This is a genomic window from Halobacillus sp. HZG1 (genome assembly GCF_035818575.1).
GTDB lineage: Bacteria > Bacillota > Bacilli > Bacillales > Halobacillaceae > Halobacillus > Halobacillus litoralis.
The window spans coordinates 117,604-133,961 of the sequence record NZ_JAYLVQ010000061.1; the positions used below are offsets into that span (position 1 = coordinate 117,604).

Consider the following 16,358-nt stretch of genomic DNA (forward strand, 5'->3'; position numbering starts at 1 on the left):
ATAACTAGGACGAATAAGCGAAGGGCAAACGGACTACCGTTACCCTTCGCTTTTTTATACCTTACATACATGTAAACGTACGCTCATTTTAAAGCACTACCCATTTGTGTACAATTTTTGAACAAGAAATCGCTTACTTCTTATGTATATTGTTATTTTGTGAAATACTTCACAAAAACTATTGTATCTTCCGATGAAATATTGCACAATAAATATGTGAAATGATTCACAAACATAATGCGATTGTATGGAGGAATTCAAATGACTACAAACCGTGTAAACCGTGTGGCCTTAATTGGAGCTGGAGCTGTGGGAAGCAGTTATGCTTTTGCAATGTTGAACCAATCTGTGACGCAGGAATTCGTCATTATCGATTTGGATGAAAACAAAGCCATGGGAGATGCCATGGACCTGAATCACGGAAAAGTATTTGCTCCAAACCCAACAAAAACCTGGTACGGAAATTATGAAGATTGTAAAGATGCAGATATTGTTTGTCTATGTGCAGGCGCCAACCAAAAGCCCGGCGAAACTCGTTTGGACCTTGTGAAAAAGAACTTATCAATTTTTAAAACGATTGTGGATCAAGTGATGGCGAGTGGATTCAACGGCATTTTCCTTGTCGCAACGAACCCCGTGGATATTCTTACTTATGCAACATGGAAGTTCAGCGGACTTCCGAAAGAACGTGTGATTGGAAGTGGAACAATCCTTGATTCCGGAAGGTTCCGTTATTTGTTAGGTGAATATTTTGATGTCAATCCGACAAACGTTCATGCCAATATCATAGGAGAGCATGGAGACACAGAACTCCCTGTATGGAGTCAAGCGACGATCGGTGGAGTACCGGTACTTGAACTGGTCCGGCGCCACGAACCTTACACTATGGATGACCTTGAGGACATTTTCACAAATGTAAGGGATGCCGCGTATCAAATCATTGAGAAAAAAGGTGCTACTTATTATGGCATAGCTATGGGTCTGACACGGATTACGAAAGCCATCCTTCGTAATGAAAACAGTGTGATGACCGTCAGTGCTCACTTGAATGGGGAGTACAATCTTCAAGATGTTTATATCGGTGTCCCAGCCATCATCAATCGCCAGGGCATCCGTAATATCGTGGAGCTCAACTTAAGTGAAAAAGAACAAACGCAGCTGGAATACAGCGCGGATGTACTCCAGAATATCCTGGCCGATCATTTCGAAGTGAAACCTACTTACTAGACTGTACAGAAAGAGTGATAACGGATGTGGTTACAACAATATGATCCATTTTCAAACGTATGGCTGAGCGCTTTGGTCGCTGCGCTGCCGATTATTTTCTTCTTTTTAGCCTTGACGCGTTTCCGGATGAAGGGCATTCTCGCTGCCCTTCTCACCCTTATCTTAAGCGTCCTGTCTTCTGTACTATTCTTTGAGATGCCGGTCGGGAACGCGATAGCTGCTTCTTTTCATGGAATCGCCAATGGGCTGTGGCCCATCGGTTACATCGTCATTATGGCCGTTTGGTTATACAAAATCGCAGTGCGCACCGGAAAATTCACGGTCATCCGTTCAAGTATAGCCAACATCTCTCAGGACCAGCGCCTGCAGCTTTTGCTCATCGGATTCAGCTTTAATGCCTTTTTGGAAGGTGCAGCCGGGTTCGGTGTCCCTATTGCCATCAGTGCCGCTCTCCTTGTCGAGTTAGGTTTCCGACCTTTGAAAGCCGCCGCTTTATGTTTGATTGCAAACGCAGCTTCAGGAGCATTCGGAGCCATTGGTATTCCTGTCATTGTTGGTGCACAGATGGGGAACCTCGAAACGATGGAATTGTCCCGCACTCTTGCTTATCTTTTACCTTTGATTTCTTTCATCATTCCTTTTTTACTCGTGTTCCTTCTTAATGGAAGAAAAGGTGTCAAAGAAACCTTACCTGCACTTTTCGTCGTGAGCGGAATTTACACAGGCGTTCAGATTTTTACCATCCTGTTCCTCGGCCCTGAACTTGCCAACATTCTTGCCGCTCTTGCAAGTATGGCTGGACTCGCCTTGTTCTTACGGAAATGGCAGCCGAAAAACATTCACAGAGAAGAGAATGCTCCAGCTGTCCAGCAGACGGAAACTTACAGTATCAAAGAGATCATTAAAGCCTGGTCTCCTTTTTATATTTTAACGGCTGTCATTACCGTTTGGAGCCTTCCTGCCTTTAAAGCCTTATTCAGTGAAGGCGGGTTCCTGGCAAAAACAACACTCATGATTCCTGTTCCTTTTTTACATGAGGAAATCCAGAAGGCACCTCCGATTTCACCTGAAATCGTTCCCTTAGATGCCATCTTCCAATTAAATTTACTATCTGCAACAGGAACGGCGATATTGGTTGCTGTTCTGCTTACCGGATGGTTCAGTTCCGCGATCACACTGCCGGAAGGAATGGATTCTCTAAGAACGACCATCCAGGAACTATGGATTCCTATCCTGACGATTTGCTTTGTCATGGGATTTGCCAATCTATCAAACTTTGCCGGTTTAAGCTCTTCTATTGGACTCGCATTAGCAAAGACGGGAGATTTATTCCCTCTTGTCAGTCCAATCCTCGGCTGGCTGGGCGTGTTCATTACAGGATCTGTCGTCAGTAATAATGCTTTGTTCGGACATTTGCAAGTGGTGACAGCGAACCAGATTATGGCGAACCCAGCGCTCCTGCTTGCTGCGAACACCGCTGGCGGCGTCATGGCCAAACTCATTTCTCCGCAGTCCATCGCGATTGCGACAGCAGCTGTTAAACAGACTGGACAAGAGTCCGCTCTATTCAAAATGACATTGAAATACAGTTTGTGGTTATTGGTCTTCGTCTGCCTCGCTACCTTCGTATTATCTTTGTTTGGAATATAAGGTACGGCCGTGAAATGTTCCCCTTATTTAAAATACCTGACCTCCTGTCGTTATGGGAGGTCAGGGAAAAAAATGCAAGTGAGGCACCCTGCCGATTGGTTAAACAATCTTACCCACCTTCTTCCACTTCACATTCCAGAAAACTCCTAATGTTCGTTCATCTTCATGTAAATCATTACCAAACATATAAAAAACCACAAAAAACTCACTTAATTCGAACGTTAAATTAAAATTTTGAATTAATGTTCGTTTTTTACTTGTTTATTTAAAACGTCTTTGTTATAGTTACACCACAACCAATTACATACCGTACTCGTATATTCTCAGTAATAAGGTCTGAGCGTTTCTACCTAGTTCCCATTGAAAGAACTGGACTACGAGTTGAAGCAAGTCCATCTGCACCTAAAATGCAACATTTTTTAGTGATGCCGTTTACCCTTGTTTTAACTTTTTGTAGTCTGGAAGGTAGCTCGTTACTTTCCAGGCTTTTTTATTTGCGATAAACGATGTACAACTTGTGATTGAGTACTACATCAAGGGAGAGCTACTCATGAAAAACATTCGCAAACTCGCAATCTTACTATTCATCACTCTAACCTTTTCTCTTCTGGCAGGATGCCAGAGTTCAGCAGAGGGAGAAGCATCTGCTGAAGAAAACGACCAGCAGCCCATTCTCATACAAGGTCCAATGCCTATTGAAGCCGAAAACTTCGCAGCAAAGCTTGAGGATGTAGAAGAAGAGACTTCCGGGAACTTCGTCTTTTATAAAGGGAAAGTCGATGGTTATCCTGTGATTGTCATGAAAACAGGAAAAGGTATGGAAAATACAGCTGCCGCTACAGCGATCGCTATAGAAAAGTTTGATCCAGCTGCCATCATCAACCAGGGAACATCCGGTGGTCACGATCCTGACTTGCACGTTTTTGATATCGTCCTCGGAGAAAGAACGGTCAACATTGGTTCATTGAAAACAGGACATCTGGAAGATGGAGAAGGCATCGCTCCGAAAGAGTGGATCCCTATGGATCTAATGGCTTCAGAAGGAAGTGCTGGAGAAGACCCTGATGCTGAAAACATCCGTTATTTTGAAGGAGACAAAGACCTGCTGAAAGCTGCCAAAGCCGTCAAAGATACGCATGAAGAAGGAAAAGTCGTCGAAGGTACGATTGGTTCTACAGATGTCTGGAACAATGAAGTCGACCGCATCCAGTGGTTCCATGAGAACTTCGGAACTTCTGTCGAAGAGATGGAAGGCGCTGCCGGTGCGCAAATCGCCAAAGCCTACGATGTACCATACCTCGGCATTCGTACACTATCCAATAATAAAACGAATGGCGGAGAGTATAATCCGGACACAGCTGAAGCAAACCAGGACTATGTCTATGAAGTGGTGAAAGAGTATCTTTCTACTACAATAAACTAATGAAAAAAGCGCAACTCGTTTAGGAGTTGCGCTTTTCTAATCCATACCTTTAACTCTTCTTGTTACAGAATTATGGCTTCATCGTCTGGTAGCTTTGATATTTATGAATTGCCTGACCGGCATAAGAAGGTTCATTCTCATAAAGTTCATCTAATATTTGAAGCTGTTCATTCATATAGGCTTCCCCTTCTTCGAAGAAGGAGACCTTCTCATATGGCTCCAAATATTGAGTTTCTACTCCAAGTATGACCTTGCTATCAATTTGATTGGCATATTGGATTTCATGCTCGGTATGATACGAAATAGAATCTCTTCCTTCCGCAAAATCACGGTAAGCCATGATGGCCACACCATCAGTCACGGTATCCATGACATGATCAGAAAGAGGCTTGGTTACGCCTTTATACGTGGTTTCATATTTTTCTCCATCAAACCAGAACGGCATAGCCACCATAAACTCAAAATCACTCTTCATTTTAGGGGATTGCACGATAGAGTCGATCACGTGCAAGCCTTTCAAGTATTGGTCGATGACATCCGCTCTTTCATCTGTATCCCACTCATCCAGCAAATAGGGTTCAATATCCAATTGGATACCGTCAAACTTCTCGTCTTCTCCGGCTTTCCGGTTATAGTCCAGTACATCGAACAAACGGGATAAGGCGACATGTCTATTCTCAGCTAAAGCCCATTCCGCCGCTCCATCTAACGCGTGGACTTCAATTCCGTTGGCATGGGCAAGCTGGATAAATGCCTGGTACTGTTCGGGATGCTTTTGGATATAGGGCAGATCCTCCCTAGCACCAATATTCAAGTAAATCACGTTCACACCTTTTTCTTCTGCAAAGGAAACCATCTCTTCTCTTGATTCCTCTGTATTAATATCCTCATTCGGAAACCACGCCCACATCGCTTTGTCTTTGCCGGATGCTGTTTCTGCTGAGATGCTCCCGGGGAGAAATACGAAAACGAAAGCCATAGCACATAAACCTGTCAGCCAACCTATTCTCTTAGATAATTTCATCATCAAAACCCTCCTGTATTTTTAATACACCTGCGTCTCAAGAATCGATTTGCCAACCTTGATGATCACACCCTTCTCTATGATCTATTAAAGCGGGTTCGCCGATGCGATCCTCTGATAATCATTGCACCTGACATACCCGTTTTCCCGCGATGAAAATGGAAGCCTTGCTTCTTCGAGTTCAGGAAGGTCTGGAATGTGGCCTCTCAAATAGTCAGACAGTCTACGGATCGCTGTCCGAATCCTCGCCATTAACCCCCCATATCGAATGTCCAAAACTTCCCATCCAAAAGGCTTGTTCACTTTCATCCATTGTTCGTAATGAATGTCTCTTAACCGCTCGACCTCCAGAAATAGGTTGGGCAGAAGTTGTTCTTTCATCTGTTGCAGAGCTAGAGAATCCTTTTCCTCATAAGCGGTCTTCAACTGATGATTGAGTTCGCTTTTCAGGCTTAAGACAGCACAGATTTGACCGGGAACCTCGAGGATCCAACTCCAGGTCCCCACCTTTTTCTTAGCCTCCTCCAATTGACGATGGAGGTCTCCATAATAAGTGTTCAAAGGCAGTCCTTCCCCTTGTTTATCAAACAAACCGACGAATGGGTCCTGCCACAGCAAATATTTAGATGGATTAGCAGGCTCCAATTCCCCCTCCTCATACCCCGGAGGTTGATCCAGCTCTCCAATTTTCAGAAAAGCTTCCATATCTGCTCCTGTGCAGAAAGCAAATCGTTCCCTGACCTTCTTCCTATCCGGCTCCACGGCATAGCCATGTTCAGCAACCAGCTGCAGTCCTAGAAGACTTTGAAAAGGGTTGGTTTCCGCTCCGTTATCCCCCCAAAGGGTGGAGAAGACTTCCTGGATGCCTTCTTTTTTACAAGCGCTGTAGGAAGACTCGATGACACGGAATGTTTTTGGATAATGAATCGAAACACCATTCCAAGTCCAGATTCCGCCAGCAAACAAAGGTTTTGCCCCGAACGATTGATGCTTCTGCAGGAATGTCCGGTAAAACTCCTCATCCTCATGATAGTAATCCCAGTAGACATACTGGACATCTTTCGGCATCTCCTCGATGACATCTTCCGGGATATGTGCACCCAAATCATAGTAGTGCCCTTTCTCAGAACCTAACCGGAAGTACATATCACTCCATATCATCGGATCAAGGCCTTTCTTCCGAGTGATCTGCAAGACTTCCTTCAAATGATCATTCATGATCTCGAAGCTTGGACGATATCCGTACTTCTTCAAATATTGTCCTCTACCTAACAAATGCGCCTCATCCATACCGATATGAATACGCTTCGTCCGGAATGGCTGCATCACAGAGGTGATCATCTGCTCAATCAGTTCGTATGTTTCTCCTGCTCCTGACAGCAGGATATCGGATGTATCTTTCAATGCCTCATTCCCATCCCACCGCAAGAAGGTCGCCAGGTGAGCAAGCGTCTGAATGCTCGGAATCAATTCAATCCCGAACTGATCCGCATAATCGTCCAATTCCTTCAGTTCTTCCTTACTGTAGCGGCCGCGCCTATAGCCAAAGTACGGCTGCTCTTCGATTTCGTATGTATCTTCCATATAAAGCATCAGCATATTCAATCCCATGACGGCCATCATCCGGACCATCGTTTTGATTTGGTCCGGCTTCATGACACCATTCCTGGAACAGTCGAGCATGATTCCGTTCATGGTGAACTGTGGGGTTTCCTCAATGGTGAAAGTAGAGGTGTGAGCGGCTTTTTCCAACAAAAGACCCAATGCCCTGAAGAAATGAATCGGCTGATTGAAAAAAATAGCTCCTTCTTCTTCATTCAAGGTGACCTTCAGGTTCTTATGCTCCCACCGCTTCACCCGGATCCGCAAACCACCCTCGTTATCCAGCTTGCATCCATAAATTTCTGCAAGCTCATCCAGGGCTGCTTGAAATTCTTCAATATCGCCTTCCAACCTTATGTTCAAAGAAGTTCCTCCTTCCCTTGGAACGAATGAGATAACCGTACAGACTTCGCTTCCTGATCTGATTGATAGATGGATTCAATGACTTGAATAATAGACTTGCCGTACACCCCCGTATTTTCAATAGGAGCTTTTCCTGTAATCCCATTTACCAACTCAATCAATTGCTCTTGAAAAGGGTGGTCCTGATTGGATGCATACACTTGTTCATACTTTCCATCTTTACTGACCCACACCCCTTTTCCTATCTCCACCTTCATCATACCGTTGGTGAAAACAAATTCCGTCACCTGCTTGGGGACCGGGTTGTATCCTGATATTGAAATGCTGACGGGAATCCCTGATTCTGTCTCCAAGTGAAGCAGTCCAGCTCCCTCAATCCCTGGTGATGCATAGGATAAGTTGGATATAACTTTCGTAAACGGCTCATTCACAACCCATTGAATTTTATCAATGCAATGAGCTCCTATGTTCATAATGATGCCTCCCCCGGAGCAATCCGGATCCAGAAACCATTTCGGGCGGTCATCTGTAAAGTAGTGGAGATGACGGGTCTCATTAATAAACACCAATTCGCCCAGCTTCAGCTCCTGGATCACCCGCTTCGCCCACTTGTTTTCCTGGAAATAGTGTTGAATATGTCCGACCAGCAACTGTACGTTGTTCTCCGCTGCAGCTGTCAGAATCTCCTTACACTCTATAGAATTCAGAGCCATCGGTTTTTCAAGAAGAAGGTGACAGCCTTGCTCGGCAGAGAATAGCGCCGCCTCCTTATGTAAGTGGTGGGGCAGGGTGATGATGACAAGATCCGGCGTGGTTTCCTGAATCATTTGTTTATAATCCGTGTACCCGTTCAGCCCGAACTCCCTGGACAAAGCGTCTCTTTTAGAGGCGTCAAGCTCCGCCAATGCCACCGCTTGAAGTTCATCCAGGGATCGAATGGCTTCCAAGTGTTCTCGCGCGATTATCCCTCCACCGATGACACCGACGTTTAACATCACCTTTGCACCTCCTGCTTTTGTAGTTGTCTCTTTAAATAAGAGACGTCTTTTACCGCATGCGTATAAATCTCTTGTGGTGTCTCATCCGCTTCAGCTACTCCTTTGGTGAATTCCATCGAGAAACTTCCACGGTAATTACTGTCCTTTAGAATTTGAAGACGTTCCTGAATGAATTCAGGTTCTTCTTCCAAGGCATGAAACACATGGTTTTTAAAGAGACTTACATGAGCATGAACGATTTTTTCTTCTAAGTGATCGAACCATCCTTTCAGATCCACCTGGGCATGGAAGGGATGGATGATCGCTTTGACGTCCATTGGTCGGAGTTGTTCAAGAACATCCCGGGCAGTCTCAGGATCTTCCATGACCGTCCCTGGGTGACACTCGCATAACAGTTCGCAATCTTCAGGGAGCTGTTTCTCCCACTCTTTAAGATTACGAATATACACATCCAACGAGGCTTCCGAATCTCCAAAATTAAACTTCACCTGCTTCGGCTGTAACCGGTGAATCATGGCTGCCGCTTCCTCTCTCTCTTTATCCTGATCGTCATCAAAAGAGACATAAGAATTATAGATTTCAACCGACAATGAATGAGCTTTGAGTGCTTCTATTTCTTCGTCCGAGCTTTTCAATGCATGGTTCTCCCATAATTCAATGCCATCAAAACCATCCTCCTTCATCCTTCCCATCCACTCACTGACACTCAGGGATGGGTTGCGACCTGGCTCCCAGCGATTTCTTTCGAACAGGACGGTATTCATTAAAAATCGGCTCATCGTACACTTCCTTTCATAAACCATCCACTCACCCAAGAGCAGACAGGGAAGTCAGTCCTTCTTCAAACGATGATAAATCCACTTGATAGACATATCTCGGACGTCCTCTTCCTCCGAACTGCTCTTCTCCGATGATTTTGGCGAGACTATGGTTTTCCAGTGTTGTAAGAATACGGCGTGCACTTCTCAAGGTGATGGAGAACCCCTTCGCTAATTCTGCGGCTGTCATTTTATCTCTGCCTAAGGTTCGGCATAACCCGATCAGGCGATAGATGGTCGCTCCACTGATGCCTATATTTTTCATGTGTTTTAGTGACTTCTGACCTTCCAGCCTGTAAGGAAACGAAGGCTCCAGAGAACTCCATCGATCAACAAGTTTTTGTATTTCTGTCCGGATGCAGGAGTGGGTGGGTGTGATCAAATGGACCTCCTCCCCCATCGCCTGAAAAGCTTGGAAGACACGAGGGTGAGTGGTAATGATGTTTGTATCATGTTGATTTTCCAAACCACGCTTATGGTGAGCGATAATGTCGTTCACATTCATCTCTTTCCTATGTTCAAAGATTTCCAGGTTCTCAAGCGGAAGGTTTTCCTCCATGACCTGCATACGGATTTCTTCCCTGCTCCTATAGTCAATGCTCCACTTACCTTCTGAATCCTGGTTTTGGCTGAACAACCACTTGCTCAAGGCAGCGTTTAAAGCCATTGGAGAGCAAGTCAATTCATAAACCGTTTTTTCAGGGAACTCCCTCTTCAGGTTCTCACTTTCAAACATGGGAGTCAGAACAGCATCAAAGGTAGATAAAGAGAGGCCATCAAAGCTTGGATCTCTATCCGCCTCTTTTAAAAGAGGGGTCACCTTGAGGAGAGGAAATTCCTCAGCTACTCGTTCTACTTTATTCCAAATCTCTTTTTGTCCGACAAACAACAACCTTTTTTTCATATGAAGTCACATCCTATGAACGGGAATCGCCAAGCTTTTATTTCAGACCAGATGAACTGGCTCCGCGTACGAAGAACTTCTCCGTGAACAGGAAGACAATCAGGATAGGGATCAATGTCATCAATGCCGCGGCCACCAAGTACTGCTCCTTACCGAACCAGGCACCGGACATCGACAATACCCCAATGGGCAGCGTGAATTTGTCTTCTGAAGATAGGTAGATGACAGGGGCCATGATTTCGTTCCATTTGGTCATGAATGTGAAAATCGTCAGTGTCGCTAACTGCGGCTTACACATCGGCAGGAAGATTCTCCAATACGTTTGAAACGGAGAACATCCATCCAATTTCGCAGCCTCCTCATAACTCTTAGGGATTGATAGGAACGCCTGCCTCATCAGGAACACCCCGAACGGTTGGGCGAGCCATTCCAAAATCCATAAGGGAACGAGCGTATCTAAAAACCCCATATTCTTAAAGATGATAAATTGCGGGATGATCATAACCACCGGCGGGATCATCAAGGTACCAAGGACCATGACGAACAAAGAATTTTTAAAAGGAAAGTCCAGACGGGCAAACGCATACGCGACCATGGAACAGGAGAATAATGCACCAAGGACAGACAGCACCGTCACGACCAGACTGTTCCACCCATATTGAGCGAAGTCCGTCATCCGCCAGACTTCAATATAATTCTCCCATTTAAAAGGATTGGGAATCCATTCGACCGGTATCGCCGTATATTGTGTGTAGGATTTCAAAGAGTTCAGTGCCGCCGCCACAAATGGCGTCAGCATGATCAGCGCACTGAACGTAATGACTAGATAACTGACAATCTTCCTTTTCCTATTGGGATTTTTCATAGATAACACCTCTAGATCCTCTATTTCTCATAGTGCACCCACTTGTTCTGCAGTTTCACTTGGACGAGCGTAATGGCGAATAAGATCAGGAACAGCACCCAGGCGATGGCGGAGGCATAGCCCATCTTCAAGAAGGCGAACCCTTGCTGGAACAAATAAAGCATCAGTACCATACTTGCATTATTCGGACCACCTGCGGCCGTAATGTCACCGGAGTTCCCTGTCATGACATAGATTTGTTCAAACGCCTGGAAAGTTGTGATGGTACTCAGGACAAGAACAAGGAACGTGGTACCAGAAATCAAGGGTACCGTTACGTGCCTGAACTTTTGCAGCACCCCTGCACCTTCGATATCCGCTGCTTCGTAAAGATCTTCCGGGACGTTCTGCAACCCGGCCAGGAAAATGATCATCATATAGCCGATCCCTTTCCAAACGGCGACGGCGACCAGCACTGGAATAACAAGGGCTTCATCGTTCAACCACTGCTGCGGCTCCATTCCCAGTTTCAATAGCAGGTCATTCGCTAATCCAAAACGAGGATTAAAAATGGCATCCGCCACATACAACACGACCGTCCAGGACGAAATGACAGGAATGAAATGGGCCATCCGGTAAAGCTTCAACCCTTTCAAACTTTGATTCAAAGCCGTGGCTAAAATCAAAGCGAGGATGGTCTGAGTCGGTACAAACAGGACAGTGAAATAAATCGTGTTCCATAAGGACTTCCAGAAAACCGGATCGTTGATCAATTTGTCGTAATTATCAAGTCCGATCCATTGAGGCGCATTGAGCATATCGTACCTGGAAAAGCTGAAATATAACGACGCAATCAACGTAAAAGCAATAAAGACGATGAACTGAATGAGGTAGGGGGAAATCATGAAAAGCCCCCATTTCCCCTCATTCGTCAACCACTTCTTCTTCGGTGGTTTCGGTTTCTTCTGCTTGGCTAATGTCAACTTGGATTTCTTTTGCTTTTTCTCCCCTTGCTGCTCAGGGAATTCATTTTTCGGATTTAAGTTATCGCTCATATCAGCCACACACTTTCTTCTCTATTGGTTTTCGTAAAATTCATCCAATACTTTCTGCACTTCCTCGTCTGCGTTTTCCAGCGCTTCCTCTACACTCGTTTCATTAAGAAAAGCGCGGTTGATATTGTCACCGAATTTCTTCACCCATTCAGACCAAACGGCGTTAACATCTAATGTTCCCGCATGCTCAAAGCTGTCAAGGAATGCCTGCTTATTGGCTGGTTTATCCCCGGATCCTAAGAACAGTTCAGAGTTCGCCACAGATTTCTTCACAGGCACTGCTTCACCCAGAGCCGCCCATTCTTTTTGGACTTCATCTTCCTGGACCCAATACTTCACCCATTCCCAGGCCGCTTTCGCTTTTTCATCGGACGCACTGTCACTGATGACCCATGAGTTCGCAATGGTTGGTGAGAATCTCTCTCCATCCGGGCCTTTCGGAAGCACCGTGACATCATAATTCACGCCTGTTTCGTTAGCGGCGAGTGTCCTTGCATAAATCCCGATCCGCATCGCAGCTGTTTCACTCGGGAATGGAGACATCGGGCTTTGGAATGCCTGAAGGTCAGAAGGATCTGTGAAAATTCCCCGTTCCATTCCATCCACGATATAGTTGATCGCTTCTTTGTTTTCTTCCGAATCAATGATGGAGTTCCGTAAATCTTCCCCGAGAACTCCTCCACCATATGACTTCATCACTGGCATCCAGCCTTCGGTAATATTGAAGAACGTCAAACCGTACTGTTTCACACTATCCGGTTTGAAAGAAGCATCATCCGCTTTCTTTCCATCAGTATCAATCGTCAACTTCGCACCGGCTTCTTTCAGGTCTTCCCATGTCCAACTTTCATCCGGATAATCGACACCCGCTTGATCAAACATGTCTTTGTTGTAGAAAAGGGCACCGATTTGTATTCCTTGAGGGACGCCCCAATACTTTCCATCGGAGTCTTTATTGAAATCCAAACCATAGTATTCATCTTTGTCTAAATCTTCATTGATCCACTCCGTCAGGTCCTTCGCCGCTCCACGTTCCGCGTATTTCTGAACGAACACCCCGTCAGACAACCAGACATCAGGTGCGGTTCCTCCTGCGATTTGAGTATCCAGCTTTTGGAAGAACTGTTGATATGGAGCATTTTGTGTGTTGACCTTGATGTCCGGATGTTCTTCCTCAAATTTCTTGATCAGTTCATTCATTTTCTCATCCGCACTTCCTGAGGAATAAAACCCTAACGTGATTTCGGTTTGATCAGAATTTGCACCGGCCTCACCACCCGATTCATCCGAGCATCCTGTTAAAATGAATACAAAAGCCATAATAAGTACAGAAATCTTCAACCACTTGCCTGCCATCTTGTTTCCCCCTCTATGTTTGTTATCGCTTACAACCCTTATTCTAAAGCTGTTGGTAAAAATAAAAAATGTCATTCCATTTGAAAGTTTGTGTTTTTTTCAATAAAATTATAAATATTCAAAATATTAACGGAGGAGGGGGAGCATGAACTTTGTACTGTTGAAAAAGAACTCGATTCATACGAAGCTTTTTATGATCATTCTTGTATTTGTATGTATCCCCCTGCTGATCCTCGGTTTTTTCTGGTATGGAAAATCAACAAAAACGATTGAAAATAACGCAGTCCAAAACAGCCAGCATCTCCTCGCTCAAACGAATGAATACCTGGACTTTTACTTGAATGATTTAGAACAATCCACCGCCCCGATCGTTTCGATGTCACCGATTCAAAGATACTTGGATTTACCTCCAGGCTCCACCAGCCGTTATGAACGGTTTACATTGGATAAAGACATCAAAGAAGAGGCCTTTTCCAGTATTTTAGAAGGAAGGTCTGATATTTTCGGCATTTCCCTCATCAACCAGTTTGGAATGCAGATCAACAATTACAGCCAGGTCAATCACATCCTGAATATGGACCGGATCCGAAATAGAAACCAAGAACTTCTCAAACAAACCGAACAGTTGGACGCTTATCAAATCATGAATATCGACTTCATCTATGACACACCTGTCTTAACTGTGGTCCGTAAAGTCTACGATGTCCAAACCTTCGAGACTTCCGGTTTACTTATCATCAATCTGCGCCTCAATCAAATCGATAACATTATCAATGAAGTCACCGAAAGCCACTTCAACCGCGTCTGGATTGTCAACGAGAATCATCGAATCATCTTCCACCCTGACCAGACAGAGCTTGGCCAGACTTTTGATTACGAAGAGAATCAGACGGAAAGCCAGAACTTCCTGATCAACCAGATCGAAGACAAACGGACCCTCATGGTCATGGACCGATCCGATCAATCCAACTGGACGATGATTGCCAATGTCCCGATGCAAGCCGTCATGACCAATTTGATGAGTTTCAGAAACCTCACCATCTGGATCGGCCTTGCACTCATTGGTGTAGCTTTACTGTTTGTTGGAGGATTCTCCTTCTCTTTGACCTATTCATTGATCAACCTGCAGAAGCTTATGAAAAAAGCGCAGTCCGGCCGATTGAAATTCAATAAAATCAAACCCCTCCGCTTCTATCGGAATGATGAGGTCAGTGATTTATATGAGAGCTTTTACAACATGACAGACGAGCTTAATCGATTGATTGAAGAGGTCCACCACTCGAAATTGAAGGAAAAAGAACTGGAGATCAAAAACAGGGAATCAGAACTGAGAGCGATGCAATCGCAGATCAACCCGCACTTTCTTTACAACACACTCGAACTCATCAACTCTCATGCCATTATTGAAAATCAGTGGATGATCAGCCGGATGACGACCTCTTTAGCAGACATGTTCAGATATAATGTCAGCAATTCTAAGAAAGTCGTCACCCTGAAGGAGGAAATCCAGCAGATTCGGTCGTATCTTGATATTCAACAAGAGCGCTTCGAAGACTTGAACGTCGTCTACGATTTCAAGGAAGAGGATATCAAGGAAGTCCTGGCTGCACGCATCACTTTACAGCCGATCCTCGAGAATGCCTTCATCCATGGGTATGAAGATCATGGATTAGCTCCCTCCTTCATCGGCATTTACGGGAAAAGGAATGAATTCGGTTACTCCCTGTATATTGTAGACCATGGGAGCGGAATGGATCAGACAACAAAAGACACCTACAATCAGGCTTTCCAAACCAATGAACCCTCGGAAGAGAAGAAAACGACGAAGAGAATCGGTATGAACAATGTCCACAGACGTCTTCATGCGACTTTTGGACAACCGTATGGTTTAACGATTGAGCGATCCAATGAGAAAGGGACGGTTATCGTCATCACCCTGCCCTATTTGACTCATGAAACGAAAAAGGAGGCTTGACCATGTATCAAGCGATTACTGTAGATGATGAAAAGTTGATAAAGAAAAGCATCGCTGCGTTGATCCGCGGGAATGACACAGGATTTGAAATAGCAGGAGAAGCCAAAGATGGGCAGGAAGCGCTGCAATTGCAGGAGGAAACCACTCCGGACCTGGTTATTACGGATATCCGAATGCCGAAGATGAATGGGTTGAATTTTATAAAAGAGGTGAAGGAAAGAAACCCGCATACGAAATTCATCATCATCTCCGGATATGACGAATTCGAATATGCGCAGACAGCGATTCGCTATGGTGTGGTCGATTTCCTGCTTAAACCGATCAAGCCGGATCAGTTTTTATCTTCTTTAAGGAAGGTTTACCGGCAGCTTGAAAATGATCACACGTCCTCTAAACAGCGAAGCGAATGCCTGCTTATGATCAAATCGTATGCGGAGAGTCTAGGTGAGCACCTTTGGTTACTCGAGGAGGATCAAGTCTTCCAAACGACCGAGGAGTTATCGAAGAAGTTGAATCACCTACAGGTGGATCCGGATGTGATGCGAGGGATGTACGCAGATTTAACGGTGTACTTACAGGGGGAGCTCGAGGCTCATCATTCACCTTTTCATTCTCATCCGTTATTCACTGATGTCGATTTTTCACGGGAACGGATGGAGATGACGGCCGAACTGAATCGTTTGTGCAACAAGGTTCTCGAGGAAATCAAATCCTTCCGGAACATCGGTCATCGAAACAGCATTCGGACGGCTGTCCGATATATAGAAGCGAATTTTACAGAAAAGAACCTCACGTTAAGTGAAGTGGCGGATACGATCAATATGTCTTCCTCGTATTTCAGTATGGAATTCAAATCAGAAGTCGGTGTGAGCTTCAAGCAGTACCTGACGAATTTGAAAATAGAGAAAGCGAAAGAACTGCTCAATAACCCTTTATATAAAACCTATGAAATCGCTGAGAATCTAGGGTATAACGACTACCCTCACTTCACCAAGACCTTCAAAAAACAGTTGGGAATGACACCGACGCAGTACAGAAAAAGAAAAGGAATCAGTTGAGAATCCTGTATCGTATTGGGGTGCTTCAATCACTTCATACCATTCATGGCTCCCTCAAGCG

Annotated in this window: 13 protein-coding genes and 1 riboswitch; of the genes, 5 read left to right on the forward strand and 8 right to left on the reverse strand. The window is 44.8% G+C overall.

Features of this window, described 5'->3' with window-relative positions; translation table 11 throughout:
• Positions 1-261: 261 nt before the first annotated feature.
• From VKA52_RS09710 to VKA52_RS09720, 3 genes are all read left to right on the forward strand, one after another.
• On the forward strand, positions 262-1,227 hold the full coding sequence (locus VKA52_RS09710; protein WP_326315448.1) for an L-lactate dehydrogenase: 966 nt from the start codon (positions 262-264) through the stop codon (positions 1,225-1,227).
• 24 nt (positions 1,228-1,251) lie between these two features.
• Positions 1,252-2,877 carry an L-lactate permease gene (locus tag VKA52_RS09715; protein WP_326315450.1) on the forward strand — a complete coding sequence of 542 codons (1,626 nt, stop codon included), beginning with the start codon at positions 1,252-1,254 and terminating at the stop codon, positions 2,875-2,877.
• 293 nt (positions 2,878-3,170) lie between these two features.
• Positions 3,171-3,274, forward strand: a riboswitch (purine riboswitch).
• Positions 3,275-3,427: 153 nt separating this feature from the next.
• Entirely contained in the window at positions 3,428-4,300 is an 873-nt protein-coding gene (locus VKA52_RS09720) for a 5'-methylthioadenosine/S-adenosylhomocysteine nucleosidase (RefSeq protein ID WP_326315452.1), read from the forward strand.
• A 70-nt stretch (positions 4,301-4,370) separates the two neighbouring features.
• Here the strand turns inward: VKA52_RS09720 and VKA52_RS09725 are convergent, their stop codons facing one another.
• From VKA52_RS09725 to VKA52_RS09760, 8 genes are all read right to left on the reverse strand, one after another.
• Positions 4,371-5,324 (reverse strand): hypothetical protein, encoded by a 954-nt coding sequence (locus tag VKA52_RS09725; RefSeq protein ID WP_326315454.1) that lies wholly within the window; start codon positions 5,322-5,324, stop codon positions 4,371-4,373.
• Between the two features lie 87 nt (positions 5,325-5,411).
• Positions 5,412-7,289 carry a beta-N-acetylhexosaminidase gene (locus VKA52_RS09730; RefSeq protein ID WP_326315456.1) on the reverse strand — a complete coding sequence of 626 codons (1,878 nt, stop codon included), beginning with the start codon at positions 7,287-7,289 and terminating at the stop codon, positions 5,412-5,414.
• Complete coding sequence (locus tag VKA52_RS09735) at positions 7,286-8,284, reverse strand: Gfo/Idh/MocA family protein (protein ID WP_326315652.1); 999 nt, start codon at positions 8,282-8,284, stop codon at positions 7,286-7,288. The genes VKA52_RS09730 and VKA52_RS09735 overlap by 4 nt, the downstream gene beginning before the upstream one ends.
• Entirely contained in the window at positions 8,284-9,066 is a 783-nt protein-coding gene (locus tag VKA52_RS09740) for a sugar phosphate isomerase/epimerase family protein (protein WP_326315458.1), read from the reverse strand. Before VKA52_RS09740 ends, VKA52_RS09735 begins: the two co-directional genes overlap by 1 nt.
• Before the next feature lie 28 nt (positions 9,067-9,094).
• The gene (locus VKA52_RS09745; protein ID WP_326315460.1) at positions 9,095-10,009 is read right to left on the reverse strand and encodes a hypothetical protein; all 915 of its coding nucleotides are present in this window, start codon (positions 10,007-10,009) and stop codon (positions 9,095-9,097) included.
• Between the two features lie 37 nt (positions 10,010-10,046).
• Positions 10,047-10,874: a carbohydrate ABC transporter permease gene (locus VKA52_RS09750; RefSeq protein ID WP_326315462.1), complete on the reverse strand. Its 828-nt coding sequence runs from the start codon at positions 10,872-10,874 to the stop codon at positions 10,047-10,049.
• Between the two features lie 20 nt (positions 10,875-10,894).
• Positions 10,895-11,908: a carbohydrate ABC transporter permease gene (locus VKA52_RS09755; RefSeq protein ID WP_326315464.1), complete on the reverse strand. Its 1,014-nt coding sequence runs from the start codon at positions 11,906-11,908 to the stop codon at positions 10,895-10,897.
• 21 nt (positions 11,909-11,929) lie between these two features.
• Positions 11,930-13,264, reverse strand: a complete 1,335-nt coding sequence (locus tag VKA52_RS09760) for an ABC transporter substrate-binding protein (protein ID WP_326315466.1) — start codon at positions 13,262-13,264, stop codon at positions 11,930-11,932.
• A 145-nt stretch (positions 13,265-13,409) separates the two neighbouring features.
• On the opposite strand from VKA52_RS09760, the gene VKA52_RS09765 reads away from it, so the two are divergent.
• Both VKA52_RS09765 and VKA52_RS09770 read left to right on the forward strand, forming a co-directional pair.
• Positions 13,410-15,239, forward strand: coding sequence for a cache domain-containing sensor histidine kinase (locus VKA52_RS09765; RefSeq protein WP_326315468.1), 1,830 nt, complete (start codon positions 13,410-13,412; stop codon positions 15,237-15,239).
• 2 nt (positions 15,240-15,241) lie between these two features.
• Positions 15,242-16,297 carry a response regulator transcription factor gene (locus tag VKA52_RS09770; RefSeq protein WP_326315470.1) on the forward strand — a complete coding sequence of 352 codons (1,056 nt, stop codon included), beginning with the start codon at positions 15,242-15,244 and terminating at the stop codon, positions 16,295-16,297.
• Positions 16,298-16,358 lie beyond the last annotated feature (61 nt).

What these genes read in the sequence shown, in the direction of transcription:
- VKA52_RS09710 (WP_326315448.1), top strand. Translation starts at nt 262, where the DNA reads ATGACTACAAACCGTGTAAACCGTGTGGCCTTAATTGGAGCTGGAGCT.
- VKA52_RS09715 (WP_326315450.1), top strand. Translation starts at nt 1,252, where the DNA reads ATGTGGTTACAACAATATGATCCATTTTCAAACGTATGGCTGAGCGCT.
- VKA52_RS09720 (WP_326315452.1), top strand. Translation starts at nt 3,428, where the DNA reads ATGAAAAACATTCGCAAACTCGCAATCTTACTATTCATCACTCTAACC.
- VKA52_RS09725 (WP_326315454.1), bottom strand. Translation starts at nt 5,324, where the DNA reads ATGAAATTATCTAAGAGAATAGGTTGGCTGACAGGTTTATGTGCTATG.
- VKA52_RS09735 (WP_326315652.1), bottom strand. Translation starts at nt 8,284, where the DNA reads ATGTTAAACGTCGGTGTCATCGGTGGAGGGATAATCGCGCGAGAACAC.
- VKA52_RS09740 (WP_326315458.1), bottom strand. Translation starts at nt 9,066, where the DNA reads ATGAGCCGATTTTTAATGAATACCGTCCTGTTCGAAAGAAATCGCTGG.
- VKA52_RS09745 (WP_326315460.1), bottom strand. Translation starts at nt 10,009, where the DNA reads ATGAAAAAAAGGTTGTTGTTTGTCGGACAAAAAGAGATTTGGAATAAA.
- VKA52_RS09750 (WP_326315462.1), bottom strand. Translation starts at nt 10,874, where the DNA reads ATGAAAAATCCCAATAGGAAAAGGAAGATTGTCAGTTATCTAGTCATT.
- VKA52_RS09755 (WP_326315464.1), bottom strand. Translation starts at nt 11,908, where the DNA reads ATGAGCGATAACTTAAATCCGAAAAATGAATTCCCTGAGCAGCAAGGG.
- VKA52_RS09760 (WP_326315466.1), bottom strand. Translation starts at nt 13,264, where the DNA reads ATGGCAGGCAAGTGGTTGAAGATTTCTGTACTTATTATGGCTTTTGTA.
- VKA52_RS09765 (WP_326315468.1), top strand. Translation starts at nt 13,410, where the DNA reads ATGAACTTTGTACTGTTGAAAAAGAACTCGATTCATACGAAGCTTTTT.
- VKA52_RS09770 (WP_326315470.1), top strand. Translation starts at nt 15,242, where the DNA reads ATGTATCAAGCGATTACTGTAGATGATGAAAAGTTGATAAAGAAAAGC.